This is a genomic window from Halonotius sp. GCM10025705 (genome assembly GCF_042662885.1).
GTDB classification, from domain to species: Archaea; Halobacteriota; Halobacteria; order Halobacteriales; family Haloferacaceae; genus Halonotius; species Halonotius aquaticus.
Genome location: NZ_JBHSZD010000001.1, coordinates 716,954 through 741,775 on the forward strand (window position 1 = coordinate 716,954; position 24,822 = coordinate 741,775).

The window sequence follows — 24,822 nt, forward strand, 5'->3', positions numbered from 1 at the left end:
AAACGAGCGGGTATCACCCGTGAACACCACGCTGCAGATCGTCTTGTGTTCCTCAGTTCTCGTCGTCTTCAACCGCGTCGTCGTCGCCGTAGCGACCGCCGTCGTCGACCGCTTCCGGTTCGTCCGGTTCGTAGGCGTCATCCTCACCGTAGGATGATCGTGCAGCGATGACTGAGGCCTCCTCCGACCATCGGGTTTCGATCTCGCCGTACAGCGATTCCGGTGCTGTCTCGGCATGATCCTCGAAGGGTGTGGCCTCATCTTGGCCGTAGACGTCACCGGCCTCGACGGCTTCGGGTTCCGGCGGTTCGTAGGCCACCCCGTCGCCGTAGCCGGGAGCCGCGCTGTCGGTATCGGCTGCGGTCACCTCCTCCGGGAGGTGAACAACAGTCTCCGGTGGCTTGGCGTCGCCGGGTTCCAGTGTGGTCGTTTTGCCGTCCGCAAACTCGATGACGACTGTCGGCGGTGTGAGCCACGCCTCCAGCGCGTCGGCGATGCCGCCGGCGTAGGCGTAGGCGGTTTCGATGCTCTCGCCGTCAGCAAGCGAGACCGTCAGTTCAAGTTCGTCGTCTCGCGCTGTCCAGTGGTCGGCCGTCTCGGCGTCGAACTCAATGAGAGCTCCATCAACATCCGCCGGGATCGACTCGGTGACGGTTATCTGTGTAGCGTCAGGCTCAAACTGTTCGATGATGATCACAATCGCTGGCTCCGGGTAGGCGGCGTCGTGGTAGGACTTATGTACCGTTACGCCGCCGCCGGAGAGGGCAATCGGGTCTGCGTCGCTCATATATCGGGTGGTCTATTCCCCATTCCAACGGCCCGGTAATGAGTGTATGGGTTCCCCTCACACTGGCCGCGGCAATCGAGCGGTGCCGGGTCGATGCCTCCCGATCTCGGTGAGATACACGCACTGAAATACGGCCACCACCTGACGCGATACACCCCCGATGGAGCGGCCGCAAGATAGGGTGGCGGCAAGAACGAACAGCAGCAAGGCGGGACGACAGCACGATGATCGGCGTGTCGGTGGGGGCGATCCTGTCAGCGGGGATGTTGCCGACAACGGGGGCGGAACCGTCAACGGGGATGGAATCACCAGCGGAGAGGGTGTTGTTGTCGGGGACGATGTGGCGGTCACAGCGTGTGGTGGTGATTCCATCTGCACCCATGCGTTCCCACATAAAAACGACCCATGGCGTGTTTCAGCGACAGAAACTCGTGATGTCGGTTTAGGGGACATGGGATCGATACATGATATATGCCACTCGCAACCCCGACCCAGCAGTCGACGACCCCCGAAGCGACCTGTACAGATGCTTTGCTCCTCCGCAACTACGAGGGCGCGAACCCGGTGACGGTTGACGTCACCGTCAGCGATGACGGCCAGCCCGTCTGTGAGACGACGGTCACCCTCGACCCACTGACGATCGAAACCGTTGACCTTCCGGTCGCGCCCGGCGAGTACCGCGTGACGGCAACGACCGCCGACAGCGCCGCCGCGGCGACCTGCGACCTTGGCGACGCGCCGACCGCACTCGCGTTCGTCGAAGCCGGCAACGGGATCGTCAGCGTTGTCGACGAGGCCTACTGAGCAGCCACAAGGTTCATCGGGGTCTCGATTAAGCTATCACACATGTCAGATTGGTCGCCACCCACCCTTTCACGAGGCCAACTCGCTGGGCTCATCGTTGGACTGCTTGCGGTCGCTGCCTACTCGCTGGTCATCGCCCAACAGTTGCTGCTTGTCATCTTCCCGGCTGCCGCAGTCGTTGTCGTCTATCTCGCTTGGCGGTTCGTCGTTGCCGTCGAAGCGATCGCCGACGCGCTTCAGCGGCTTGCGGCCCACAAACCCGACGAGTAGTGCGCCGCAACAACACGATTTATTTGCCTCAGCACCCTACTCTACATCCGTGTCCCCTGTCGTTGCTCGCCGTGTCGGTGTCGACGACGCTCACGTTGGAGGTCGCCGATGAGCCTTCGGCGTCGCCTCGGGAGCCTCTTTAAGAGTCAATCGGAACTTGATCTCACCGACGGCTCAATCCCACGGTCGCTGTTTTTCCTCTCGTTTCCGATCGTTATCACCAATCTCCTCCAGGTCGGCTACAACCTTGCCGACACCTTCTGGCTGGGTCAGTACAGCACGGAGGCGTTGGCGGCGATCAGCCTTGGGTTTCCGTTGGTGTATCTGTTCATCTCGCTGGGGCTCGGCCTCACCGTTGCCGGCAGCGTGCTCGTCGCCCAACACACCGGGGCCGATCAGCCCGAGCAAGCTGAGTACGCCGCCTCACAGACGGTTGTTTTCACCCTGCTAGCGGGGCTTGTGCTTGGGACGCTTGGCTTCCAGTTTGTCGCCGAGCTGTTGGGCGTTTTTGGCGCGGAACCGGCCGTGTTGACGCTGGCGACCGACTACATGGAGGTCATCAGCCTCGGACTGCCGTTCCTGTTTGGCTTTACCGTCTTCATCGCGCTGATGCGTGGAGCCGGCGACACCGTCACGCCGATGCTCGTTATGTTCGGCACTGTCGTCCTCAACGTCGCCCTCGACCCGCTGTTGATCTTCGGCGTTGGGCCGCTGCCGGAACTCGGCGTTGAGGGGGCGGCGATCGCCACCGTCTTCGCCCGCGGGTCGGCGATGGTTGTGGGGCTGTGGCTCATGTTCCGTGGGGCCCACGGGATTCAGATCCACCTCCGACAGATGATCCCGGATCTCGCCTACAGCAAGAAGCTGCTCCGGATCGGCGTGCCCGCGTCGGTCGAAAACACCGGCCGGGCGATCTCGGTCAACGCCGTGTTGGTCATCGTAACGCTGTTTTCGACGCCGGTCGTCGCCGCCTTCGGCGTCGGCATCCGCGTCTTTTCGATGATCTTCATGCCCGCGATCGCCATCGACCGCGGCGTTGAGGCGATGACCGGCCAAAATATCGGCGCGGGCCGGCAGGATCGCGTCGTCGCCACCAACCGGTTTGCGGCGAAAACGTCGTTTTTGATCCTTTCGGGGCTCGGCGTTATCACCTTCCTCTTTGCGCCGGAGATCATCGGCGTCTTCGATGACTCGCCGGCGGTCGTCGCCGAGGGGGCAACGTTCCTCCGGTGGATCGCGCCGACGTTCGGCTTCGTCGGGATCCTGCGTGCCTACAGCGGCGGCTTCCGTGGGGCGGGCAAGACGCTGACCGCCGCTGCCATCGCGGTGCTGTTGTTTGGGTTCATCCGCCTGCCGATCGCCTACGTCGCCTCCCAGGGGCTTGTCCCGATCGACGGGTGGTTTTTCGCTGAACCCAACCCCACCGGCATCTGGTTTGCGTTTGCTGTCTCCGGGGTGATCGCGGCGGTCGTCGCCGCAGGCTGGTTCGAACGCGGCGGCTGGCGCGGCGGCGACCTGACAGAGCGATCGCCGACCGAGGCCGACAGTGAGGCCGAACCGGGTGATGAGCCGACCGCTGTCGGCGACGACTGACAACCTGACACGTCGCCGCCGAGCAGGAATTCCGACCGACTGGGAATACCAACAGCTTATTTTGCTACTGTCTCTCTTAGCCGGTATGGCATGGTCGTGAGCGATCTCCTCTCGCTTCGGGGCGTCTACGTTTTCGCCTTCGGACTGGCGGCGGTGATCTGCCTTGCCGGCACCGTCGGTGTTCGGAGCCTTTCGCATCCTGATATCCGACGGGGGCTTGGGGGATTGCTCGGATTGAGCGGGCTGTGGTCGCTGTTTACCGCCGCACAGTTGGCAACGCCCTCACCGCTCGCTCAGCGGATCTTTCACCTTGGCGGGCTGATCGCCGGCCTCTCGACGATCGTCGCGTGGGTTGTGTTCGCCGCTGCCTACACCGGTCGATCCTACCACCGGCAACGCTCCTTTCAGATCGGCAGCGCGCTGCTGCTTGCCATCGTTATCGGGATCAAGCTCACAAATCCGATTCATGGCCTCTATTACACCACGACAGCGGCAACAACGCCGTTTTCGTATCTCCAGTTCAGCTACGGGGCGATCCACTGGTTTGTCACCGGCATCGTCTACACGATCGCCTTCGTCGGCTTCGGCTGGCTGTTTGAGTCCTTTGAGCGAAGCGACAGCCGCCCGACGGTGCTCTACATTCTTGTCGCTGTGACAGGGGTACCGCTGATCCCGTATCTGGTTTCGCCATCAGTCGACCCGCTGTTGGGGATCAACTACGAGCCGCTTGGTGTTGCTGTCTTCGCCGTCGGCATCCTCCGATATGCTCGGACGGAATTTGCCAACCACAGTTCGCCGGGATTGTCGACACTGGCCGACAGCGTCGCCGTCGGCGGACTTGTCCTCGATAGCTCGGCGACGGTCATCGCCTACAACGACGAGGCGACGACGATTCTCGACAGGGAGACGATCCCGCGGCGACCCCTGGCGGCCATCGACGATGGGTTGGCGTCGATCCCTTCCGGCGAAACGGGCCACCGAACATACACGGTCGCCGGCCGAGAGCGAACCTACGAGGTCACCCGCTCGCCGATCGATGACGAAGCGATCGCCGAGGAGATCCTCACGCTGAAAGACGTGACCCGTGTCACCCGGATCGAGCGGCTCGTCCGACTTAACCGGGATCTGACCGACGCGCTGCTTGAATCGCCTGCGCCGTGGGAGTTGATCCAACGCGTCCCCGAGCGCATGGCCGAGGTGGGCGCCTACGATCTCGTGTGGCTGGTGCCCGTCGCTGCCGCCGACTCGACGGCGGCCGATAGCTCACTGTCCGCTGATGGCGGCCCAGCCGACCATCCCGGCGGTCGGCAGTTCCGTACCGACGCCGACCCGGTTGCTGGCGTTGTTGCCGGCGATGCAACCGACTACGCCGAGTGGGTCGCCGACGACATCCCCGAAGCGGAGCCGGTGATCGACGCCGCAACGACCGCCGCGGCGAGCCACGTTGCTGTCGACGAGGCGGACGCCCCCTGGAGCGGGCGGGCAGCCGACCACGATATCACCGATTCGCTGGCGGTGCCTGTCGACTTCGATAACCAGCAGGCGTTCGTCCTTGGGGTTTACACGACCGCTCCGACCGGCTTTGATGCCGTCGAGCGCGAGGTCATCGAAGAGATCGGCGAGAGCATCCCGCAGGTCGTCTCGACGATCGAAACCCACGAGGAAGCCCTCCAATACGAGGAGGCGATGAAACACGCCGGCGTCGCCATCAGTATCACCGACAGCGACGGCGTGATTCAGTATGTCAACCCCGCCTTCGAGGAGTTAACCGGCTACAGCGCGGCTGAGGCCGTCGGCTCGACCCACAGCATCCTCAAATCCGGCGAGATGAGCGAAACGCACTACGAACAGCTGTGGGAGACGATCACCGGCGGCGACATCTTCGAAAAACAGGTGATCAACCGAACGAAGGATGGCGACCGGTATATCCTCCAAGAGACCGTCTCGCCGGTCACGAACGACGACGGCGAGCCCGAGGCCTACGTCGCCGTTCAGTTCGATATCACCGACAAGCTGCTGCGCGAACAGCGACTTGAGGTGCTGAACCGCGTCCTCAGACACAACCTCCGGGCCAGCGTCAACGTCATCACCGGCCAAACCGGCCTGCTGGAAGACCGCATTCAGGAAGCGATCGGTGAGGACGCGCTGCCGGCAGCCATCGAGGACTCCTCCAGACGATCCGCGATCGGGTCGAACACGTCCACTCCCAGGCCGAAACCGCCCGCGAGATCGAGGCCGTGTTGGGAGATGATCCCGCCGAGCAAACCTGGGAATCTGTCGACACGCTCTGTGAGACTGCCACCGAGACCGCGGCCGCCTTGGGGGCGAGTTGTGTCTGCGATATCGACGGCGAGATTGACGACCGCCGGGTCGACGGCGAGGCGACCCGGATCATCGAGGAGTTGGTGGAAAACGCGATCCGCCATCACGACGACCAGCCCTCGGCCGTCGAGGTGCGGGTAACGCTGTCGGTCGCCGGCGATGACCTCCTGCTGACTGTTGCCGACGACGGGCCGGGACTCTCCGAGCAGGAGTTAGTCGTCGTCGAGGAGGGTGCCGAAGATCCGCTCCGACACGGCAGCGGCCTCGGGCTGTGGATGGTCAACTGGCTGGCGATCGCCTGCGGCGGCTCGATCAGCGCGACGACGGGCGACAGCGGGACGACGATCAGCGTTCGCGTCCCGCTGCGTGACACCGAGGGTGCGTCCACAGCCACTGATCCGGGGGTTGACGCCGGCTGGGCGGCCGAAACCGGGGCGTCAGATACTGAGCGCATGCCTGCTGACGGCACTGATCCCGACGATCACCCGACCGAGGGCTCGTAGGGGCGGTGCTATCGGGGGTCGTCGACAAACGGTATTCCTATACTCGCCGCCACACGACGATCGGTATGGATCTGTTCGGGCGCGACGAGCCGGCCGACGGCATCGCGCTGTTTGTCGACGGGCCGAACATGTTGCGCGATGAGTTCGATGTCGATCTCGACGACATTCGAGAGGCGACGGCAGCAAAAGATCGGTTGGCGACCGCCCGGCTCTACGTCGATGAACACGCGACCCCGGGGCTGATTCAGGCCGCGGAAGCGCGGGGCTTTGAGGTGATCGTTACCAGTGGCGACGTCGACGTGAAGCTCTCAGTTGATGCCACCCGGTTTGCGACCGAAGGGCGGGCGGAGACGCTGGCGATCGCCTCGCGAGATACGGACTTCAAGCCGGTGTTGGAGGTTGCCAACAGCTACGGGCTGTCGACGCTGGCGATCGCGCCGGCCAGTCACGGGCGGTCGGATGCCCTACGGAACGCTGCCACGGAGAGTCTCACACTTGACGAGGGCGAATCGGAATAGCCGCCCGAATCTGCTCACATAGCCGGTTATTTTAATGGTGCGTCCGTCTCCGCCTTCGGTATGGATCGACGACGCCTCCTCCAGGGACTCAGCGGTGGGCTGGGTCTCAGCATGGCTGGCTGTGCAACTCCGCCGCTGTCAGGTGCCCGCGAGCCACCGGTCAACCGATTGGAGGAATCGACGGTGACGGCGTTCGACGATTGGCTGTTTGCCGACGCAGTCGAGGAAGCAACCGGCGCAACGACACTCGTTCAGATCGGCTCGTCCGCTGACTCGCATTGGGTTCTTGTGTTCGCCGATACAGCGCAGCCCATCGATGCGACGATCACCATCAGCCGTGCGGATCGAGAGCCGTTTTACACCGAGACGGTTGCGATCAGTGCCGACACGTACGCCGGATTCAGGTTCATGACTCCTGGGGCGTACACGGTCACAGTGTCATCCGATACTGGCGGCGGGGATGTCGCCGTCTCTGATGATTTCATTGACTGTAATGACTCATACCAGATCATTCGGCTGCAAAGCGACGGCGAGCTTTCGGAATCATCGTTGACCGAGGAAGTCGCGTGCGGCTGATCGACTTCGGGCGCGCCCCTCGCCGCTGAGTTAGACCGGCTGCCCGAAGGCGTACATCGTCTGATGATCGGTGACCTCGACGGTCGCAAAGTCGCCGGGCGAGAGGTCATATTCGTCGGCGTGTTGGACGATGATCTGTCGGTACGCACCGTCCCGACATTTCACCGAGTCGCCGGTGCCCTCCTCGACGACCAACACATCCTGTGTTGTGCCGACCATGGTTTCGTGTACGTCGCCGACGATCTCGCGTTTGACCGCCGACATCTCCTTTGAGCGTTCCTTCTTGAGCGTCCCGCCGAGGCCCTTCATGTCGTCGGCGTCGGTGCCAGGTCGCTTCGAAAAGCGGGTCACGTTGACCTTCTCGGGGCGGATCTCCCGCAGCAGCTCCATCGAGGCTTCGTGGTCGGCGTCGGTCTCGGTCGGGAAGCCAACGATGAAATCCGTCGACAGCGTCCAGTAGTCCAGCCGCTCGTCGAAGGCGGCGACGACCTCGCGGAACTTCTCGACTCTGTGCTGGCGGCGCATGTCTTCCAGCACGTCGTCGCTGCCGGATTGGACGGGGGCGTGGATGAAGTTATACAGCGTCTCGTGGCGGGCGAACACGTCGGCGAGTTCCTCGTGAATGCCGTGGATCCCGCCGGGGTTGGCCATCCCAACCCTGACCCGGAACTCGCCGTCGATCTCGGTACAGATTCGATCCAGCAGTTCCGGCAGCTTCCGGTCGCCGTCATCCCAGCCGTAGACGGCGGTGTCTTGGCCGGTGATGCGGATCTCTTTGGCCCCGGCGTGGACGAGTGCGCGGGCCTTTTCGACGTTTTCCTCGACCGGCGGGGAGTCAACCCGGCCGGTAGCGAACTTGGTGATACAGTACGAACAGTTGCTCATACAGCCGCGGGCGATCGGGAGGATGCCGACCGACCCCTCCAAGATCGGTTGGGTGTCGGGGGCGACAGTGGGGCATTCACCGTTGAGTACGGCCTCCGGCACCTCATCCCAATGGAGGATCTGGGCGTCGATGCCGGCCTCGTCGAACTCCTCACCCTGTGCGAGGGCCATACAGCCGGTGACGATGAGGTCAGCCGTCTGTTCTTGGAGCTCCTCAGCCCGGCGGAGCATGTTGCGCTCGGTCTTCTCGACGACCGTGCAGCTGTTGAGAATCGCCACGTCCGCCTCCGCCGGCCCGTCGGCTGGGTAGTGGCCACCCTCGCGGAGGGCCTGCTCGATCTGCCGGCTCTCGCCGCGGTTTGACGTACAGCCGTACGTCTCGATGTGGTAGGAGGCCATCCAGTTATCACCTGTTGCGCCCCGGCGAGCAAAAGGCCGACGATCCGGGTTACGGCGTCGTACTGGTGGAACACAAATCGATTACATACTCCGGCCCACTGGGCGTGTGTCGCCACCGACAGTCGACATAACCAGAACCGTTTTTACCCGCCATCGCCGTCTTGCGAATGCGGTGGGATGGCAGAGTGGACTATTGCGCCTGCCTTGAAAGCAGGTGGCCTTTGGCCTCCTGGGTTCGAATCCCAGTCCCACCGACTTCTGCCGCGAGCACCGTCCGCGAGCGGCTGTATCGATGACTGGGATTCGAGCAGCGAACAGCTTCGCTGTGAGTGAGTTCGAATCCCAGTCCCACCGCGTTTTTGCGCGATCAACACGGTGAGCATCGGCTATCTGTCGTTGTTTCCGGGGATATTCTCAGGCACCTAATATCGCAGCACGGCGTCGCCGATGCCGAGCGTTTGGCCGACGGCGGTCACCCCGATCCCAGCGATGGCGATGAGGTCGACCCCGACGAGAAACGAGAGGAAGTAGATGATCGGTCCGACGATCGAGAGCGTCCCGCTGGCGACATAGATGATCGCCGCCTCCGGTAGTACCGCGCCGGTGTAAAACAGCCCGATCGCGGGGATGACCATCCACCCGATGAGGCTGATCGCCAACAGCGGTGTCGCCACCGAGTCGATGAGGAAGCCGGCGATCCCGCTGAGCGTGATGCCGACGCCAACAACCATGACAACACGCCAGCCCTGGAGGGCGCGATCGTTCATCTCGTCCCACCCCGTCACAAGGAAAAACACGATAAACGCCACCATCACGAGATGCGCGATGAAGATCGATCGGGTGCTGACCACCCCACGGTGGGCCGCGGCGACGACGAGCCACGCTGCGGGGACGAGCAGTCCTGGGCCGGACTCGCGCAGTGTTCGAAGCACGACGGCGGCTTTCACAGCCACCTACAAGAGCGTTATTCGTTGGGCTGCCCCACCGGCCTGTTTTTGTGACCTGAGACCCAACACATTGTAATGAGCGAAGCCACCACGGCGTCGATTACGGTGTACTCGGATTACGTCTGTCCGTTCTGCTATCTTGGTCGTGAATCACTCTCCCGATATCAGGCCGACCGGAAAGAGCCGTTACGGATCGATTGGCGGCCGTTCGACCTGCGAGCCGGCAAGCGAACCGCCGACGGTGAGATCGATCACTCGGTCGACGACGGCAAAGACGATGACTACTTTGAGCAAGCCAAGGAGTCCGTGCGTCGCCTCCAACAGGAGTACGATGTTGAGATGACACTGGAGTTGGCAACCGAGGTTGACTCGCTTGACGCTCAGGTTGCCTCCGCCTACGTCAGCAACGAGCATCCCTATGAGACGTGGCTGGCCTTCGATGAGGCAATCTTCGCCGCCCTCTGGCAGGATGGCCGCGATATCGGGAGCGAGGACGTGCTCGTCGACCTTGCAACAAGCGTTGGCATCGACGGCGATGAAATCACCGCCGCGCTCAACGACGAGGCCCACCGGGAGACGGTCACCGACGCGTTTACCGCTGCCCAGCAGGCCGGCATCACCGGCGTCCCGACGTTCGTCGCCGACGGCCACGCCGCACGCGGGGCAGTACCGCCGGCCCAACTTCGCCGACTCGTTGAGGGCGCGGAATGACACAGCCCGCCGAACAGGCTGGCGTCGCCGACATTGACTGTGCGGGACAGACTGCGTTGGTCACCGGTTCGACCAGTGGGATCGGCCGCGAGACCGCCCTCGCGTTGGGGCGGCTCGGTGCCGACGTGATGGTACACGGCCGCGATGCCGAAGCCGGCCGTGCGGTCGTCGACGACCTTACCGCGATGGGTGTGGAGGCGACCTTCGAGACAGCCGATTTTGCTGCTGTCTCCGCGGTCAGCTCGCTGGCGACCGCAGTCGACGACTGGGTCGACGATCTCGATATCCTCGTCAACAACGCCGGCGGGCTGTTCCGTGACGGTCGACTCACCGATATCGGCGTTGAATACACCTTCCACGTCAACCATCTCGCACCGTACCTGCTGACCGCCGAGCTGTTGCCGACGCTGGCTGACGATACCCGGATTGTCACCACGGCCTCAGCTGCCCACCGCGGGGCGTCGCTGGATCTCGATGCCGTCGACTCCGTCGCGGACTACTCCTCGTTCAGCGCCTACCAGCGGTCAAAGCTCGCCAACATTCAGTTTGCCCTCGAGCTCGCGCGTCGATTAGACCAGTCCGAGCACGCAATCACGTCGAATTCGTTCCATCCGGGTGCGATCCCCGGCAGCGGCTTCACCCGGTTTCTGCCAGGGCCGCTGTCCGACCTTGCGAGCCTCGCTGGCGGGCTCCCGTTCGTGCCGACCCCGGCCGACGGCGCGGCCACCGCGGTCTATCTCGCAGTCAGTCCACGCGTTGCGTCGGTGTCGGGTCGCTACTTTGCTGACTGTGAACCAACCCAACCCTCGGCTGCCGCTCGCGACCGGGCGGCCGCACGCCAGTTGTTCGAGCGCAGTGCCGCCCTGCTCGACATTCCGGCCCCGCTGTCGGCCGACGACTGACGGATTTATGCGCCTTCGTCGCCGACGACCGGTATGGCAATCGAGGCTGGCGATACGGTCGTCATCGAGTACATCGGCCGCTTCCCCGACGGGAGCGTCTTCGACACCTCTCGCTATGAGGTCGCCGAGGAACACGGGTTGGTCGAGGCCCAGGACGCTGATCCCGACGACTACTCCTCGCTGTCGTTCAAAGTCGGCGACGAGGAGGTCATCGAAGGGTTAGAACAGGGCGTGATCGGCCTCGAAACCGGCGACACCGAGACGCTGACGATCTCACCCGAAGAAGGATACGGCGCGTTCGACGAGGAAAAGGTGCGCGAGTACGATCCGGAGGTCTTTGAGGGAATGGTCGGCCAACCACCCGAGGTTGGTCTCCACGTTCATGCGGAAAACGGGCTCCACGGCGACGTGACTGCGGTGACTGATGACGCCGTCGAAATCGACTTCAACCACGAACTCGCGGGCCGGACGCTGGAGTTCGAGGTCGAGATCCTCGATACGTGGTAATCGCTGTCGACCGCGAACTGAAACGCTGCTGGAACGCTTAGGATTCCGCCGGGACGCTTACGTCGGCAGCATCGCTGTATTTTTCCTCGAACTCCTGAATCAGTTGGCCCATCTCAGCATACCAGTCGTTGAGGAGTCGCTGCATATCTTCCCGGATCGCACCGGGGTCAGCCGGCTTGTAGACGTGGTAGTAGCCGCCTTGGTCGTAGTTGATCTGCTCTTTTTGAATCAGGCCGGCGTTGAGCAGCCGCTGTACCGAGCGATAGACCGTCGAGCGTTCGCGGTCGACATGGTCAGAGAGGTCATCGATCGTCACCGCGGTCTCGGCGTCGACGAGTTCCCGAAAACATCGCTTATCGAGTTCCTTGAGTCCGTGAAAACACTCAAGCAAGCCTTCGCATTCCATATCGGATCGGAGCATTTCCGCGAGGGAATTGGTCATTTTGGTTCACCTGTTATTGTCACCGCCGACATATAAGTTTGCAGGATACGTACAACACACTCCAAACCGGCCGGTCTCGGCTCGGTGCGACGACCAGTGATCAAAACGATCGGCTCCCGTCGGCTTAGATTCGGCCGACGTCTTCGACGGCGACGCTTTCGACGCCCTCAACCTCGGCGAAGGCATCCTCGACGACCTCCGTACCACCAGCGTCGTCGGCGACGATCACCGTCGGCAGCAGCGCGACGAGGCCGAAGGCGACATCGTCGCGCTCGAAGCCGTTGATCTGGGCTCCCTCGGGGAGGGACGCTTCGAGTCGCTCCTGGAGCTCGTCGAGATCGATCTCTGGGCTCTGCGGCATGATCTTCATGTTGGCGGCGACCTTGCCCATCGTTATGGCCCCCGGAAGCCGCAGTCGGGACACTCATAGAGGTTGCTCTGCTTGCGGCAGGTCGGACAGCGGTGGATCTCGGTGCCACACTCCGGACAGTCAAAGGCCGCAGCGTTCATCGCTGCGACCTTGATGCCGCAGGAGACACATTGGCTCTCGGACTGCTGTTCGGTCTCGCTCATACCCATAGGGATCACCGCGCGGGTTTTAACCATTGTCTTTCGGCTCGTCATGATCGCCCCGCCGTCGGTGGGGAACGTGCTGTGTCGGCGATTCCCACACCCTCTCACAGCAGCAGTGGGCCGATCAACACCCCCATCAGATGACCCGGCGGGCCCCGAACCGCGGCGGCAGCAACCCGACGAGCGTAGCGACTAGGAAGACGCCAACGCCGACCCAACCGGTGAACACAAACGACAGCCCGATCAGCAGCGCAAACACACTCCCGGAAACGACTGTGTAGTTCAGATTCCCAACCGTCCGAAGGTACCGATCGCCGACTCCCACCACGAGCAGGAAGCCACACGCCGCGCCGATGATGACGGCCGTCAGCAACGCCGGAAGCGTCAGCGGCACGCCGGTGGTATCCATCGCCACCATCACACCGGTTCGTGGGGTACCGAGCGCGAGCAACGCACACAACGCAAAGACGGTGTTTGCTGTGCTGGCCCCGCTGGTGGCGACGATGAACCCCCGATCAGGATCAGCGTTCGGCACCGCCGGCAGCGCGATTACCGAGGCGATCGCTGCCGACACCCCCGGCAGATAGCCGACAAGCGCGCCAGCCAGCGAGCCTGCCCCCGCCGTCAGCCCCACCTCACGGCCCGGCATCGCCAACTTTGCGTCGGCCTGCGGCGGCACCCCGCCGCCACCCATGGCATCCAGCAGGATCGGCGCGCCGAACAACCCGGTGAGCAGCGGTGTCAACATACTCCCGGCATCCAGTGGCGCGGCCGGCTGCACGTCGAGCGTTGCCCATCCCAACGCGGCCGCCAACCCGAACGCAAACAGCCCACCGAGCGCCGCCCGAAGCGACGACTCGGTCAGGAGGAGAAAGCCGACGACCGCAACCAACACGAGCGTGAGATTGGCGTTGATCGTTGGATACCACGACACCATGAGCCACGTAATCGGCAGCGCAAGCGGTAACGCGACCGCGACGGCCAGCGCGCTCCCGACCGCCGACAGCCGGAGGGCTTCCCGGCCACGACCCGCCAACACGAGTCGGTGCCCCGGCAGCGCGGCGATCGCCATCGATGCGTCGGGCACCCCGAGCGTGAGCGCGGGGACGATATCGAGAAACGTGTGGACGACACCCGCCGCGAGCATGGCAACGCCGAGCAACAGCGGATCGGCTGGAATCGACGGCGCTGCCGCCGCCAGCAACACCGCGAAGTTGTTGGCGTGCAGCCCGGGAACCAGCCCGCTACAGGTGCCGAGGGCGACGCCGCCAAGTGCGAAGGCGACGACGCCCGCCGTCAGTCCCGGGTCGATGCCGACTCCCAGTCCCATCGGGCTGGCTGGTCGCGGCTTCAGGGTTAAATCTCCGTACGAGTGGCTGCGCAACTGCTATTCGATAGCTGTCGCTGTCTCGGTTGCGTCGCAATAAAAAACGGAACTGCTGGCTAACCGCGATTCAGCCGAAGAGGTTGCCGAGGCCCTCGCCGTCGGCTTCCTCGTCGTCGTCACCGGCGTCGTCCGGCACGTCGGCATCGTCGCCGTCGTCAGCGTCGGCTTCTTCTTCAGCGTCGTCGCCGCCGTCGTCGGCACTGCCGGCGTCAGCCGACGCGCCGCCAGCGGCCCCACCGGCTGCGGGGGCTGCGGCTGCGGTCTCGACGGCTTCCTCGATGTCGACGTCTTCGAGCGCGGCGACGAGGGCCTTGACTCGTGACTCCTCGACATCGACGCCTGCGGCTTCGAGGACGGCGGTGATGTTGTCTTCGGTGATCTCTGCGTCTGCTTCGTTCAGGGTGAGTGCTGCGTAAACGTATTCCATTGGTGTAATCTCCTGTTGTTAGAGCATATCGAGCCCGGCACCGGCGTCGCTGTCGTCGCCGTTGTCGGCCTCGGCTTCATCTTCGTCGTCAGTCTGTGCGTCGTCTGCGTCGGCCTCCTCGGCCTCGCCGTCGTCAGCCTCGTCGGCTTCCTCGGCGGTGTCGTCACCGAGATCCTGGAACTCCTCGGGGAGCGCCTCCGGATCGTCGATCTCGCTGGCAAGCGCGCGCACCTGCGCGTCGGCCTTGCCGATGAGGTCGTCGACCACATCCGGGCTCTCGACGGCAGCAGCGAGGGCCACGGATTTGGCCTCGCCGGTCGCCTTGGCGATGAGCGTCGGCGCGGTCTGCGTCGTCGGATACTCGGCGTTGACCGAGAGGTTCCGGGCGGCCGCGGCGGCCGACTGGATATCCGCGCGGTAGTCGTCGACATCGATCTCGAGTTCCTCGGGCGCGAACAGCACGCCTTCGGAGTACACGCTCTTGAGATCGAGGCCGACCTCTTTCGGCTCGATGCCGAGTTCGCTCAGCACGTTTTCGAGGTCGGCGTCGACGGTCTCGCCAGCCGAGAGGACGGTGCTGTCCGACAACACCTGAATCGAGCCTTCCTCGATCCGGGCGTCGGCACCGATCTGCTGGAGTTCGCCGACGAACGGGCCGGGGTCGACGCCCGTGTCACCCTCGGGGATGACGATATCGTTGGGCGCGACCTCGCCCGCGCTGATCGGGGCTGGGGTCTTCGAGGCTTCGAGCTGCTGGAACAGCGCGAATGGGTTGTCGTTCGTGCCGATCAGGGCGATCTGCCCGCCGACGTGCTCGGTGAGCTGCTCGACGCCGTCGTTGACGGCCTCAAGGGCGCGCACGACGAGCGTGTTGCGGCTCATCCGAACTTCCGCGCTGCCATGGAGCTCCCGCCGCATGGACTGGAGCTGTCGGCTCGGAATGCCCTCGACGCCGACGATGCCGACCGAGGCGTACCGCTCGATAAAGTCGGTCAGCTCGTCGACTTCGTCTTGTTTCCACTGTGGGATGGTCTCGGTTTTGCGGACGGCTTCGCTGCTGCTCATGCGTCCACCTCAACAGCGGGGCCCATCGTCGTTTTCACGTAGATGGTATCGAGGTTCAGCGGCCCCTTTTCGAGGTCAGCTTCGAGTCGCCGGATGATCACGTCGATGTTGTCGGCGATCTCTTCGGCGTCCATGTCGTCGGCTCCCACGCGCGTATGGAACGTGCGTCGGTCGCCGGAGCGAAGCTGCACCGTGTTTTTCATTCGGTTGACTGTCTCGACGACGTCGTCGTCTGGCTGCAGTGGCGTCGGCATCTTCCTCGTGCACCGAGCACGGTTCCGAGGTAGCGACCGATGTCCTGCATCAGACTGGCCTCGGCGACGAAGAAGTCGGTGTCGTCGGCGAGGTCTTTGGCGGCGTCGTCATCGTCACCGAGGTCTTCGAGGTCGTCCCCGAAAGCACCTCGTCGGCAACATCCTCGGCCCGAAGGGCGGTTTCACCCTCCGCAAACACAACGATCTGTGTTTCTTGGCCGGTGCCGGACGGGAGCACGATGCTCTCGTCGACGCGATTCGATGGGTCGTCAGGTCTAGATCACGCAGATTCACCGCGAGATCGACGGTCTCACTGAAGTTCCGTGGTGGGGACTCGTCGAGCGCGCGAGAAACTGCTTGTACTATCGTATCGTCTGCCATTATTCACCTCCGTAGTACGCAGGAATGCTCCTACGGGTCAGTGACACAGGCGAGGCCTGTCTCATCGGAGAGTGTCGGATGACGCCTAAAAGCCCGTCGAAGCCATTCGCAGCGTCTGTGGGTCGGTCACATGGCTGATCCCCCGTCTTGTTCCCCTTTCAGTCGTCACCGCGATAGGCGTCGCCGCCGCGTTTTCGAATGCTGAGTACGTACAACACGTTTGTCGCCTGATCAAGCCGACATGCGAGTCGAAACGGGCCGACACGAAGCTTTTCATGGGGCGCGCCGGCCAACGGTTCGAGGTAGTCGGCAGGCTCTCGCCACTGATCGGTGACGATCTCGTCGAGTTTCGAGGCGATCCGTTCCCTGCCATACTCGTCGAGCCCATCGAAATGGGATTTCCCCGTCGCGGTCAGTCGCCACTCCCAGTCAGTTGTCATTCCTCGTCAGCACCGTCAAGACCATACTCGGCTTTGATTTCCTCGCTCGTGTGGACGTTGCCCTGTTGAATGTCGACCTCGCTTGCCGCGATAGCTTTGAGATCGGCGCGGTTACACTCGGGGTGTTTGACCGCGTCTCGAAGCACGTCTCTGACGTACTCGCTTCGGCTGTTGTAGCCGAGTTCCTGCCACGTCCCGTCGACATCAGCGAGGAACGTCTCAGTCATCCGGATGTTGACGGTCGTTTTCGTGGGTGAGCGTTCGGCGTCGGCCATAGATGTGTGTTGAAATTGTGTCCCAAAAGCAGTTACGCCGCGACCGATCACTGTCGCTCTCCGGAACTTAGTCGGAAAACCGCACAAGTAAGGTGCCGAAAATCAGGCCGCTGCTTCCGCGTCGTCGACGAGGATATCGTCGTACTCGCCGTCGTCGACGCGTTCCTTGAACGTGCGTGCGTCCTCGCCGTCGATGGTGACACCGAGGGTCATGCAGGTGCCGCTGACTTCTTTGGCGGCGTTTTTCACGTCGTAGGAGAGCAGATCCGTCGACTTCTGCTCGGCGACCTTCTTGACCTGTTCGACGGACATGTCGGCGACGAAGTCCTCGTGGGGTTCGCCGCTGCCGCTGTCGAAGCCGGCCTCATCCTTGATGAGTTCCGATGTTGGCGGCACACCGACATCGATCTCGAAGGAGCCGTCGTCGTCGTAGTCGACGGTGATCGGGACTTCCATCCCGTCGAAGGCGTCGGTTTCGTCGTTGATCTGCTGTACGACAGCCTGCACGTCAACCGGCGTCGGGCCGAGTTCTGGCCCGAGCGGCGGGCCGGGGTTGGCCTGCCCGCCAGGGACGAGTACTTCGATAGTTCCAGCCATATCCATGTGCAGTCGGTTGCTGTTTTTAAGGGTTGTTTTTTCGGAGCCACCACGCGGGAGTCTCACACGACCACGGGCCGTCGCCACCGCGTCGTCGCCCCTGCGTCGTCGTCGACAGTGACAGATCGCCACCAGTAACCGTTCGGAGAGTGTTTTCAAAACCAATCACACATGGACGAGTCCCCGGACGGTGAGCCGATCGACGACGCCACCCGAGAGTCGTTGCTCGAACGTGTCAACCGTCAGAGCGCGACAATTGGGGCGAAAACCCCAGAGACGATCACCATCGAGGGCACCGAGATCGATCTCCACGAATTTCTGATCGAAACCCGGAACCTCCCGGAGATCCCGCCAGGCACCAGGGATCTGGTGTCGACGGCGAAACGCCGGCTCAAAACCGAACGCACCGAGCGCGTTGAGCGACTCAAAACCGAAGAGTCACTCAGCGAAGCGGCCGCAGAGACACTAGCCGAGGAGATCATCGGGCTCGATCGCGCACGCAACGCGCTCGATGGAGTGTACCGACCTGACTACGGCGAGGAAGCCCACAACATGACCATCGATGACTACAAGCGGTGGCTCGGGTTCGTCGAATCGATCCAGTGATCGCCGATCACGGCTGTCGGCGACAGCGATCGACACCTGCTGTCGACCGGGCGGTCGTCGCATCTGCACCTTTTTAGGCTCCCGTCGCACACACCACACCAATGAGTTCCGACGCCTACGACTACGAGGCTCTCGGCTTGATCGCCGGCCTCGAAATCCACCAACAGCTCGATACTGAGACCAAACTGTTCTGTGAGTCGCCGACCGACCTCCGTGAACCCGAGGAATCCGACCGAACGATTACGCGCTTCCTTCACCCCACCAAAAGCGAGTTGGGCGAACTCGATGACGCTGCCCTCGAAGAGAGCCGCGTCGACCGCGAGTTCGAATATCTCGCCTACGATTCGACCTGTCTTGTCGAGGAGGACGACGAACCCCCAACCGAGGTCGACGGCGAAGCCCTCGATGTCGCCATGCAGATCGCCTCCTTGCTCGATATGGAGATCGTCGATCAGCTCCACGTCATGCGCAAGCTCGTTATCGACGGCTCGAATACGTCGGGCTTTCAGCGGTCGATGCTCCTCGGCCAGGAAGGCGAGATCCAGACCAGCGAGGGGCCGGTCTCGATCGTCGATCTCCTGCTCGAAGAGGAGTCTGCCCAGCGCGTCGAGGAATATGACGGCGGCGTCCGCTACAGCCTCGACCGGCTCGGCATCCCGCTGGTCGAGATCGGCACCGGCCCGGACATCCGCACCCCCGAACAGGCCAAGGAGGCCGCCAAACGCATCGGGATGCTGCTGCGCTCGACCGGCACGGTCAAACGCGGCCTCGGTACGATTCGTCAAGATGTCAACGTCTCCATTGAGGAGGGCGCGCGTGTCGAGATCAAAGGCGTCCAAGCCCTCGATCAGATCGACGAGATCGTTCGGCTGGAAGTCGGTCGCCAGTCGGAACTCGTCGATATCGCCGAAGAACTCCAAGCTCGAGACGCCAGCGTCGGTGACACCCAAGACGTAACGGCTGTCTTTGAGGACACTGACTCCGGTGTCATCGGCGGCGCGATCGGCGATGGCGGCGCGGTGACGGCTGTCCCACTGTACGGCTTCGACGGCCTCGTCGGTCGCGAGATCCAGCCCGATCGACGCCTCGGCACCGAACTCTCGGATCACGCCAAGCGCAACGGCGCAGGCGGCATCTTCCACACCGACGAACTGCCAGCCTACGGCGTCACCGACGAGGAGGTCGCTGCCCTCCGTGACGCTGTTGATGCGGGCGACGACGACGCGGTCGCCATCGTCGCTGCCGACCCTGAAACGGCTGATCTCGCTATCGAGGCCGCTGCCGAGCGCGCCGAAACCGCTATCGAGGGTGTTCCCGAGGAGACCCGAGACGCGACCGACGAGGGTACCACGCGCTATCTCCGTCCGCTGCCCGGTGCGGCGCGGATGTACCCCGAGACCGACGTACCGCCGGTCGAACCTGACCCCAGCGAGATTGATGAGCCTGAACTCCTGACCGAGAAGGTCGACCGCTACCAAGACGAATTCGGCCTCGACAGCGGGCTGGCCGAACAGGTCGCCTACGGCCGCCGGATGCCGTTGTTCGAGGAAGCCGTTGATCGCGGTATCGACCCGACGTTTGCGGCGTCGGTACTGGAAAGCACAGTCACCGAACTCCGCCGCGACGACGTGGCCGTCGAGAACATCGCCGACGCGCACTTCCTTTCGGTCTTCGATCTCGTTGCTGACGACGAATTAGCAAAGGAGGGCGTCAACGACGTGCTAACCGTGCTTGCCGAACAGCCCGACTTGACGGCCGAGGACGCCATCGAGGAAGCCGGTCTCGGTGGTGTCGACGACGAGGAGGTTCGCGAGATCATCGCCGGCGTCGTCGAACGTAACGCCGACCAAGTCGCCGAGGAGGGGATGGGAGCCTTCTCAGGATTGATGGGCGAATGTATGGCCGAACTCCGCGGGAAAGCCGACGGCGACACGGTCAGCGACGTGCTGCGCGAGGAGATCGGCAAACGGAGCTAACTTCCCTTTCGCTGTCGACTGGTCGATAATGACGATTTATTTCGAGGAGCTGGCAGTCGGCGACGAGTGGACGAGCGACGCCTACGAGATCACCCAAGACGAGATTGTCGAATTTGCCGAGCAGTATGATCCGCAGTGGTTCCACACCGATCCTGAGCGTGCTGCCGAGGAGTCGATCTACGGGAGCCTGATCGCCGCGGGGTTCCACACGGCGGCGATCTCGACGCGGCTGTTCGTCGACTGTTTTCTGTCGGATACAGCGACGCTCGGCGGGAAGGGGATCGACAAGCTCCGGTGGCATGAGCCGGTGCGACCCGGTGATCGACTCTCGATCCGCGCCGACATTCTTGAGTTGGAGGTAGAAACCGACAGCCGTGGGTTGGCTGACATTCGGATTGAGACTTCGAACCAGGACGGCGAGGTCGCCTTTTCGATGATCGCGCTGGTAATGTTCGCCCGGCGTGATGAGGACTAAAATCGCCTGCCGAAACGGCTGTCAATGACCGTGGTTCGCCATCACACGGTCGACAGGGTTTGAAAGCGCTTTTATGCAGGTGTCGCAAACGACGGGGTACAGCCTATCCGGGTTGATGATACGCCTCGCCGTTAGGGATCTACCGGTTGGCGAGGTTGTGTGAGCCCGAGGATAGGGAGAGGAAAACTATGGCAGTTTACGTCAACTACGAAACCCCAGCCGACCTCGAAGAGCGCGCACTTGACGCCCTTGAGGTCGCCCGAGACACAGGCAGCGTAAAGAAAGGAACAAACGAGACCACGAAAGCCGTCGAGCGCGGCAACGCCCAACTCATCTTCGTCGCCGAGGATGTCTCGCCGGAAGAGATCGTGATGCACCTCCCCGAACTCGCCGAGGAGAAGGGCATCCCGGTCATCTTCGTCGAGACCCAAGACGACGTTGGCCACGCCGCCGGCCTCGAAGTCGGCAGTGCCGCGGCCGCCGTCACCAGCGCGGGCGACGCCAGCGACGACATCGAAGATATCGCCGAGAAGGTCGAGGAACTCAACTAACCACCCATGAGCGCAGAAGAGGAGACAACTGGCGACTCGACGGCCGCTGAGGTCATCGAGGTCGTCGGCAAAACCGGGATGCACGGCGAGGCCATGCAGGTCAAATGCCGCATCCGCGAAGGCTCGAACAAGGGCCGCATCATCACGCGCAACGTGCTGGGCCCGATCCGCGAGGGCGACGTGCTCCAACTGCGGGAGACCCAGCGCGATGCGGACTCAATCGGAGGCCAATAACAATGGTTGAAACACGAACGTGTGACTACTCAGGCGAAGAGATCGAGCCCGGCACGGGGACGATGTTCGTCAAGAAAGACGGCACGATCCTCCATTTCAAGGACTCGAAAGCTGAGAAGAACTACCGTCTCGGCCGCGAAGCCCGCGACCTCGAATGCACCGAGGCTGGCCGCAACGACGGCGGCCAACAATAAGACCCCACGGAGTATACCCTTCCTATGTCCTACGACGAGCGAACCTTTGTGATGGTGAAACCGGACGGTGTCCAGCGTGGCTTGATCGGCGAGATTATCTCACGGTTCGAGCATCGAGGGCTGAAGCTCGTCGGAGCCAAAGCCCTCCAACTCGACGAGGAGCTTGCGAAAACGCATTACAGCGAACACGAAGGCAAGCCCTTCTTTGAGGGCCTCATCGAGTTCATCACCTCCGGCCCGGTGTTTGCGATGGTCTGGGAGGGGAAAGATGCGACCCGACAGGTGCGCCGAATGGTCGGTGCAACCGATCCCGCCGAGGCTGCGCCAGGGACGATCCGCGGCGACTACGGCCTTGATCTTGGTCGCAACGTGATCCACGCCTCAGACCACGAGGACGAGGGCGCGAATGAACAAGAGATCGAGGTCTTCTTCGACGACGCGGAGCTCTTGGACTACGAGCAGGTAACCGACGAGTGGCGCTACGAGTAGTAACCCACCGCAGTGTTCGCTGACTTCTCTGTTATTCGACGCCAGTAATCTCGATACGAACACCACCAGTCTTGCTGGCGGCAACTGCCACATCCCACCCGTGTGCAGCCGCGATTTCACTGACAATATAGAGCCCCAAGCCGGTTCCCTCACGGCTTGTCGTGTAGCCCCGCTCGAAAATCGTCTCGCGGTCGTCGGCCGGCACCCCCGGGCCGTTGTCGGCAACAAAAAAGCCGCCAGCGCAGTCGCCGACCGTGATCGTCACCTCGCCATCGGCGTGGTCGACACTGTTGCGAAAGAGGTTGTCGAGCAGTTGGCGGAGTCGACTCCGGTCAGCTGTGAGTGTGCGTGCTGTCTCGACGTGGAGGGTTGCCGTCGCAGTCGACAGCGTCGTCCAACACTCACGGGCGACCGTCTCAAGTGTAACCACTTCAACATCGTCGATCCCCTCGCCCTGTGTGGCTAAGACCAGCAGATCGTCGATCAACTGTGCCATCCGATCGACGGCTCGCTCAGCCCGATCGAAGTGTTCGGACTCGCCCGTCTCTGCGGCCAACTCCAGTGAGCTCCCCATCACGTGTAGTGGGTTCCGGAGGTCGTGGCTGGCGATGCTGGCGAACTCTGCGAGCCGTTCGTTTTGGGCTTCGAGTTGCTGTTGGGTCTCTCGGTAGTCGGTGATATCGACGTAGTGTTCGATCCGGCCGCCGGCGTATGGGCCATCCGGAATCGGGTAACTGGAGTGTTCGAGCCACCGATCGTCGCGGCTGTCGTCGCCGACGACATGGCAGGTGAACTGCTCGACGTAGGTGTTGTCGTCGTAGGTGGCACACACGGTCTCGGCGAACCGCTCGGGCTCAGCAAAGATGTGTTTGAGACGGTCGTTGATGAGGCGCCGTTTGTCTCTGCCGAGGACATCGGCACGGTCGATGCCAAAGTAGTCCTCGATGCCGTCGTTCAGCCAGACGACCGAGAAATCGCTATCAAGGACGAAGGTGCCGACCGAGGAGATCGCCAGCCCGTCTTCGATGAGCGATCGGTAGGCTGGTTCGTTGTCGCTCGCTGTGTCGATATCGGTTGTCTCGCGGTGTTGGTCACAGGCCCTTGTGGTTTGGTGGCTCGATATCGTCGCGTCGGTGGTGTCGGTCGTCGGTGGGGTGTCGACGGCCGTGCGAATTCGGTTTGCCAGTGTTGTCGTGTGATCGTGGTTCACGTCGCTGGTGGGGGCTCCACCGGCTGTTCCCTCGCCGACGACCGGTGGATCACGTGGCGGCGGTACAAGCAAACACGGACACTCAGGAGCGTCATTCCAAAGCCCACGGAGTTCGGTGTCGTCGCTTCCACTGATCGCTGTGGGGCCGACGACGATACAATCAGTCGGTGTTGTCGACAACTGGGCACGCCCCTCTGCCACGCTGTCGGCCGTCCTCACGGAGAAGTCCTCGCGGTCAGCCAGCGGCGGCGACTTCGATCCGGGCGTCGCATCCCCGATATAGAGGACGCGGATCGATGCAGGCATTACACTTGCTGTGTGTGGTACACACAAAATAGCACCGATTGCTGTCTGTTTCCTAACCCAATATTGTATTTATATAATATGTGTTCGCTAGTCGGGCAGAGAACGCCCATTTGGTCGAGTCGTTCCGGCAGGTAGGTTTCGGTCACGAAATCCAGCCCGTTGGCCGCCAGCGACTGCTGTTCGGCCTTCTTGCCGATATCAAGTTGGAGTTCGATCTGTTCCTCCCAGTAGTCAGTCTGGAAGCGTGGATCGGTGAGCTCGGATTCCAAGGCGTTGATATCGGAGTCAGCCAGCGGATCGGTCGGCAGGTCGTACTCAACGATATCGCTCGGTTGAATGCCGACGTAGCGCGCTTCCGGCGTGGCGAGATGTTCCGAGAGGTGTGCGGATTTGATCGAGCCGTAGGCGACTGAGCCGTAGATCCGGTACGACCACGGGTCGCCGTCACAGAAGACTACGACCGGCAGATCGAGTTCGTCGTGGAGCCGTTTGGTGATCCGTCGGGTCGCCCGGGCGGGCTGGCCTTTGAGATGGACGACGAGACAGTTGTACTGCTCGTCAAACCCATTCTCGATGAGTCGATCCCGCATGCCGCCGGTCTCGACACAGAGGACAAAGTCGATATCGGCATCGAGAAACTCGATGGTGTCAGGATTATTCGGGATCTGATAGCCGCCCTCGCCGACATCCTTCTGACAGTGGATCTCGCGTTCGCCGCGGCGGGTCTGCTCGCGCAACAAGAGCGGGCCCATCAGCGTCGCTCCGGACTCCTCGGGGCGCATGTGGAAGTCCTCGCGGGTGACCTCCGAGACGATCTCGAGATCCTCGATCATCTGATTTGATTCATCCTGATCGGAGAAATGGGCTTCCTCGTTGTCCCACGACTCCGAGAGGTAGTAGAGTTCACGCAGCGTCGAGGAGCGACCCTGGTCGAGTTGGTCGGCGAGGAATTCGATGGTGTAGACGGCTTTCAGGAGCTTGCGGGCCCCACGGACGGAGTTCGCACTGCGGGTCGACGTGCGATCGCCGTAGACCCAGACCCCCGAATCGGGATCGTACTCAATGTTGCTCTTCGTTCGGGTTGGCAGCGTCATATGCGGGATTTCGCCGTCGGCAAACTGGTCGTAAAACTCCGCGGCGAGGTCGATGAGCTGTTCGCGGGCGCGTTCTTCGTTGAGTTTCGTGCTCATAGTTGTGTGAGAGATGGAGTGTATTC

At 62.6% G+C, this 24,822-nt stretch carries 29 protein-coding genes, 1 tRNA gene and 3 pseudogenes; 18 read left to right on the forward strand and 15 right to left on the reverse strand.

Annotated elements, in window-relative coordinates:
• Positions 1-52: 52 nt before the first annotated feature.
• The gene (locus ACFQJB_RS04100) at positions 53-787 is read right to left on the reverse strand and encodes a hypothetical protein (protein WP_379724258.1); all 735 of its coding nucleotides are present in this window, start codon (positions 785-787) and stop codon (positions 53-55) included.
• Between the two features lie 471 nt (positions 788-1,258).
• Here ACFQJB_RS04100 and ACFQJB_RS04105 point away from each other — a divergent pair, with 471 nt between their 5' ends.
• The 7 genes from ACFQJB_RS04105 to ACFQJB_RS04135 all read left to right on the forward strand — a co-directional run bounded on the left by ACFQJB_RS04105 (position 1,259) and on the right by ACFQJB_RS04135 (position 7,373).
• A complete protein-coding gene (locus ACFQJB_RS04105; RefSeq protein ID WP_379724261.1) occupies positions 1,259-1,591 on the forward strand; it encodes a hypothetical protein in 333 nt (110 codons plus the stop codon).
• A 42-nt stretch (positions 1,592-1,633) separates the two neighbouring features.
• Entirely contained in the window at positions 1,634-1,861 is a 228-nt protein-coding gene (locus tag ACFQJB_RS04110) for a hypothetical protein (RefSeq protein WP_120102952.1), read from the forward strand.
• A 108-nt stretch (positions 1,862-1,969) separates the two neighbouring features.
• The gene (locus ACFQJB_RS04115) at positions 1,970-3,454 is read left to right on the forward strand and encodes an MATE family efflux transporter (protein WP_379724264.1); all 1,485 of its coding nucleotides are present in this window, start codon (positions 1,970-1,972) and stop codon (positions 3,452-3,454) included.
• Positions 3,455-3,550: 96 nt separating this feature from the next.
• Positions 3,551-5,917: a PAS domain S-box protein gene (locus ACFQJB_RS04120; RefSeq protein ID WP_379724267.1), complete on the forward strand. Its 2,367-nt coding sequence runs from the start codon at positions 3,551-3,553 to the stop codon at positions 5,915-5,917.
• Positions 5,860-6,279: an ATP-binding protein gene (locus ACFQJB_RS04125; RefSeq protein ID WP_379724270.1), complete on the forward strand. Its 420-nt coding sequence runs from the start codon at positions 5,860-5,862 to the stop codon at positions 6,277-6,279. Before ACFQJB_RS04120 ends, ACFQJB_RS04125 begins: the two co-directional genes overlap by 58 nt.
• Positions 6,280-6,344: 65 nt before the next feature.
• Positions 6,345-6,797, forward strand: a complete 453-nt coding sequence (locus ACFQJB_RS04130; protein WP_379724273.1) for an NYN domain-containing protein — start codon at positions 6,345-6,347, stop codon at positions 6,795-6,797.
• 60 nt (positions 6,798-6,857) lie between these two features.
• On the forward strand, positions 6,858-7,373 hold the full coding sequence (locus tag ACFQJB_RS04135) for a hypothetical protein (protein ID WP_379724276.1): 516 nt from the start codon (positions 6,858-6,860) through the stop codon (positions 7,371-7,373).
• Positions 7,374-7,403: 30 nt separating this feature from the next.
• Here the strand turns inward: ACFQJB_RS04135 and ACFQJB_RS04140 are convergent, their stop codons facing one another.
• Complete coding sequence (locus ACFQJB_RS04140) at positions 7,404-8,657, reverse strand: tRNA (N(6)-L-threonylcarbamoyladenosine(37)-C(2))-methylthiotransferase (RefSeq protein WP_379724279.1); 1,254 nt, start codon at positions 8,655-8,657, stop codon at positions 7,404-7,406.
• A gap of 171 nt (positions 8,658-8,828) precedes the next feature.
• Between ACFQJB_RS04140 and ACFQJB_RS04145 the strand changes: the two genes are divergently transcribed.
• Positions 8,829-8,911 (forward strand) — tRNA-Ser (locus ACFQJB_RS04145).
• A 168-nt stretch (positions 8,912-9,079) separates the two neighbouring features.
• Here ACFQJB_RS04145 and ACFQJB_RS04150 read toward each other — a convergent pair.
• On the reverse strand, positions 9,080-9,589 hold the full coding sequence (locus ACFQJB_RS04150; RefSeq protein WP_379724282.1) for a hypothetical protein: 510 nt from the start codon (positions 9,587-9,589) through the stop codon (positions 9,080-9,082).
• A 90-nt stretch (positions 9,590-9,679) separates the two neighbouring features.
• Here ACFQJB_RS04150 and ACFQJB_RS04155 point away from each other — a divergent pair, with 90 nt between their 5' ends.
• From ACFQJB_RS04155 to ACFQJB_RS04165, 3 genes are read left to right on the forward strand one after another with little or no spacing between them, the layout of a single operon-like run.
• Complete coding sequence (locus ACFQJB_RS04155; RefSeq protein WP_379724285.1) at positions 9,680-10,315, forward strand: DsbA family oxidoreductase; 636 nt, start codon at positions 9,680-9,682, stop codon at positions 10,313-10,315.
• Entirely contained in the window at positions 10,312-11,217 is a 906-nt protein-coding gene (locus ACFQJB_RS04160; RefSeq protein ID WP_379724287.1) for an SDR family NAD(P)-dependent oxidoreductase, read from the forward strand. Before ACFQJB_RS04155 ends, ACFQJB_RS04160 begins: the two co-directional genes overlap by 4 nt.
• A gap of 33 nt (positions 11,218-11,250) precedes the next feature.
• Entirely contained in the window at positions 11,251-11,724 is a 474-nt protein-coding gene (locus ACFQJB_RS04165; protein WP_379724290.1) for an FKBP-type peptidyl-prolyl cis-trans isomerase, read from the forward strand.
• Between the two features lie 37 nt (positions 11,725-11,761).
• Here ACFQJB_RS04165 and ACFQJB_RS04170 read toward each other — a convergent pair whose 3' ends face one another.
• The 10 genes and pseudogenes from ACFQJB_RS04170 to ACFQJB_RS04215 form a co-directional block, all read right to left on the reverse strand.
• A complete protein-coding gene (locus ACFQJB_RS04170; protein ID WP_120102961.1) occupies positions 11,762-12,166 on the reverse strand; it encodes a helix-turn-helix domain-containing protein in 405 nt (134 codons plus the stop codon).
• Between the two features lie 124 nt (positions 12,167-12,290).
• Positions 12,291-12,557, reverse strand: coding sequence for an elongation factor 1-beta (locus ACFQJB_RS04175; RefSeq protein WP_379724294.1), 267 nt, complete (start codon positions 12,555-12,557; stop codon positions 12,291-12,293).
• Between the two features lie 2 nt (positions 12,558-12,559).
• On the reverse strand, positions 12,560-12,739 hold the full coding sequence (locus ACFQJB_RS04180; protein WP_120102963.1) for an HVO_2753 family zinc finger protein: 180 nt from the start codon (positions 12,737-12,739) through the stop codon (positions 12,560-12,562).
• Between the two features lie 104 nt (positions 12,740-12,843).
• Positions 12,844-14,069, reverse strand: a pseudogene (locus ACFQJB_RS04185) (tripartite tricarboxylate transporter permease).
• Positions 14,070-14,193: 124 nt separating this feature from the next.
• Entirely contained in the window at positions 14,194-14,553 is a 360-nt protein-coding gene (rpl12p, locus tag ACFQJB_RS04190) for a 50S ribosomal protein P1 (RefSeq protein ID WP_120102965.1), read from the reverse strand.
• An 18-nt stretch (positions 14,554-14,571) separates the two neighbouring features.
• A complete protein-coding gene (locus ACFQJB_RS04195; RefSeq protein WP_379724298.1) occupies positions 14,572-15,618 on the reverse strand; it encodes a 50S ribosomal protein L10 in 1,047 nt (348 codons plus the stop codon).
• Positions 15,615-16,253 (reverse strand): annotated as a pseudogene (locus ACFQJB_RS04200) (50S ribosomal protein L1). The gene ACFQJB_RS04195 and the pseudogene ACFQJB_RS04200 overlap by 4 nt, the downstream one beginning before the upstream one ends.
• A gap of 158 nt (positions 16,254-16,411) precedes the next feature.
• The gene (locus tag ACFQJB_RS04205) at positions 16,412-16,693 is read right to left on the reverse strand and encodes a type II toxin-antitoxin system RelE family toxin (RefSeq protein ID WP_379724301.1); all 282 of its coding nucleotides are present in this window, start codon (positions 16,691-16,693) and stop codon (positions 16,412-16,414) included.
• The gene (locus ACFQJB_RS04210; RefSeq protein WP_379724304.1) at positions 16,690-16,968 is read right to left on the reverse strand and encodes a ribbon-helix-helix domain-containing protein; all 279 of its coding nucleotides are present in this window, start codon (positions 16,966-16,968) and stop codon (positions 16,690-16,692) included. Before ACFQJB_RS04210 ends, ACFQJB_RS04205 begins: the two co-directional genes overlap by 4 nt.
• A gap of 102 nt (positions 16,969-17,070) precedes the next feature.
• Positions 17,071-17,565, reverse strand: a complete 495-nt coding sequence (locus tag ACFQJB_RS04215; protein ID WP_379724307.1) for a 50S ribosomal protein L11 — start codon at positions 17,563-17,565, stop codon at positions 17,071-17,073.
• Positions 17,566-17,736: 171 nt separating this feature from the next.
• On the opposite strand from ACFQJB_RS04215, the gene ACFQJB_RS04220 reads away from it, so the two are divergent.
• From ACFQJB_RS04220 to ndk, 7 genes are all read left to right on the forward strand, one after another.
• Complete coding sequence (locus tag ACFQJB_RS04220; protein ID WP_379724310.1) at positions 17,737-18,171, forward strand: DUF5788 family protein; 435 nt, start codon at positions 17,737-17,739, stop codon at positions 18,169-18,171.
• Positions 18,172-18,272: 101 nt separating this feature from the next.
• A complete protein-coding gene (gatE, locus tag ACFQJB_RS04225; protein WP_379724313.1) occupies positions 18,273-20,147 on the forward strand; it encodes a Glu-tRNA(Gln) amidotransferase subunit GatE in 1,875 nt (624 codons plus the stop codon).
• A 28-nt stretch (positions 20,148-20,175) separates the two neighbouring features.
• A complete protein-coding gene (locus ACFQJB_RS04230) occupies positions 20,176-20,622 on the forward strand; it encodes a MaoC family dehydratase (protein WP_379724315.1) in 447 nt (148 codons plus the stop codon).
• Positions 20,623-20,810: 188 nt separating this feature from the next.
• Complete coding sequence (rpl7ae, locus tag ACFQJB_RS04235) at positions 20,811-21,173, forward strand: 50S ribosomal protein L7Ae (protein ID WP_120102971.1); 363 nt, start codon at positions 20,811-20,813, stop codon at positions 21,171-21,173.
• Positions 21,174-21,179: 6 nt separating this feature from the next.
• Positions 21,180-21,407, forward strand: a complete 228-nt coding sequence (locus tag ACFQJB_RS04240) for a 30S ribosomal protein S28e (protein WP_021061981.1) — start codon at positions 21,180-21,182, stop codon at positions 21,405-21,407.
• 2 nt (positions 21,408-21,409) lie between these two features.
• Positions 21,410-21,601, forward strand: a complete 192-nt coding sequence (locus tag ACFQJB_RS04245; protein WP_379724320.1) for a 50S ribosomal protein L24e — start codon at positions 21,410-21,412, stop codon at positions 21,599-21,601.
• 24 nt (positions 21,602-21,625) lie between these two features.
• Positions 21,626-22,090, forward strand: a complete 465-nt coding sequence (ndk, locus tag ACFQJB_RS04250; RefSeq protein WP_379724323.1) for a nucleoside-diphosphate kinase — start codon at positions 21,626-21,628, stop codon at positions 22,088-22,090.
• A gap of 31 nt (positions 22,091-22,121) precedes the next feature.
• On the opposite strand, the gene ACFQJB_RS04255 is transcribed toward ndk, so the two are convergent.
• Both ACFQJB_RS04255 and ACFQJB_RS04260 read right to left on the reverse strand, forming a co-directional pair.
• On the reverse strand, positions 22,122-23,606 hold the full coding sequence (locus tag ACFQJB_RS04255) for a PAS domain-containing sensor histidine kinase (RefSeq protein WP_379724325.1): 1,485 nt from the start codon (positions 23,604-23,606) through the stop codon (positions 22,122-22,124).
• A gap of 98 nt (positions 23,607-23,704) precedes the next feature.
• Positions 23,705-24,796: pseudogene (locus ACFQJB_RS04260) on the reverse strand (DNA topoisomerase IV subunit A); the annotation flags it as partial.
• Positions 24,797-24,822 lie beyond the last annotated feature (26 nt).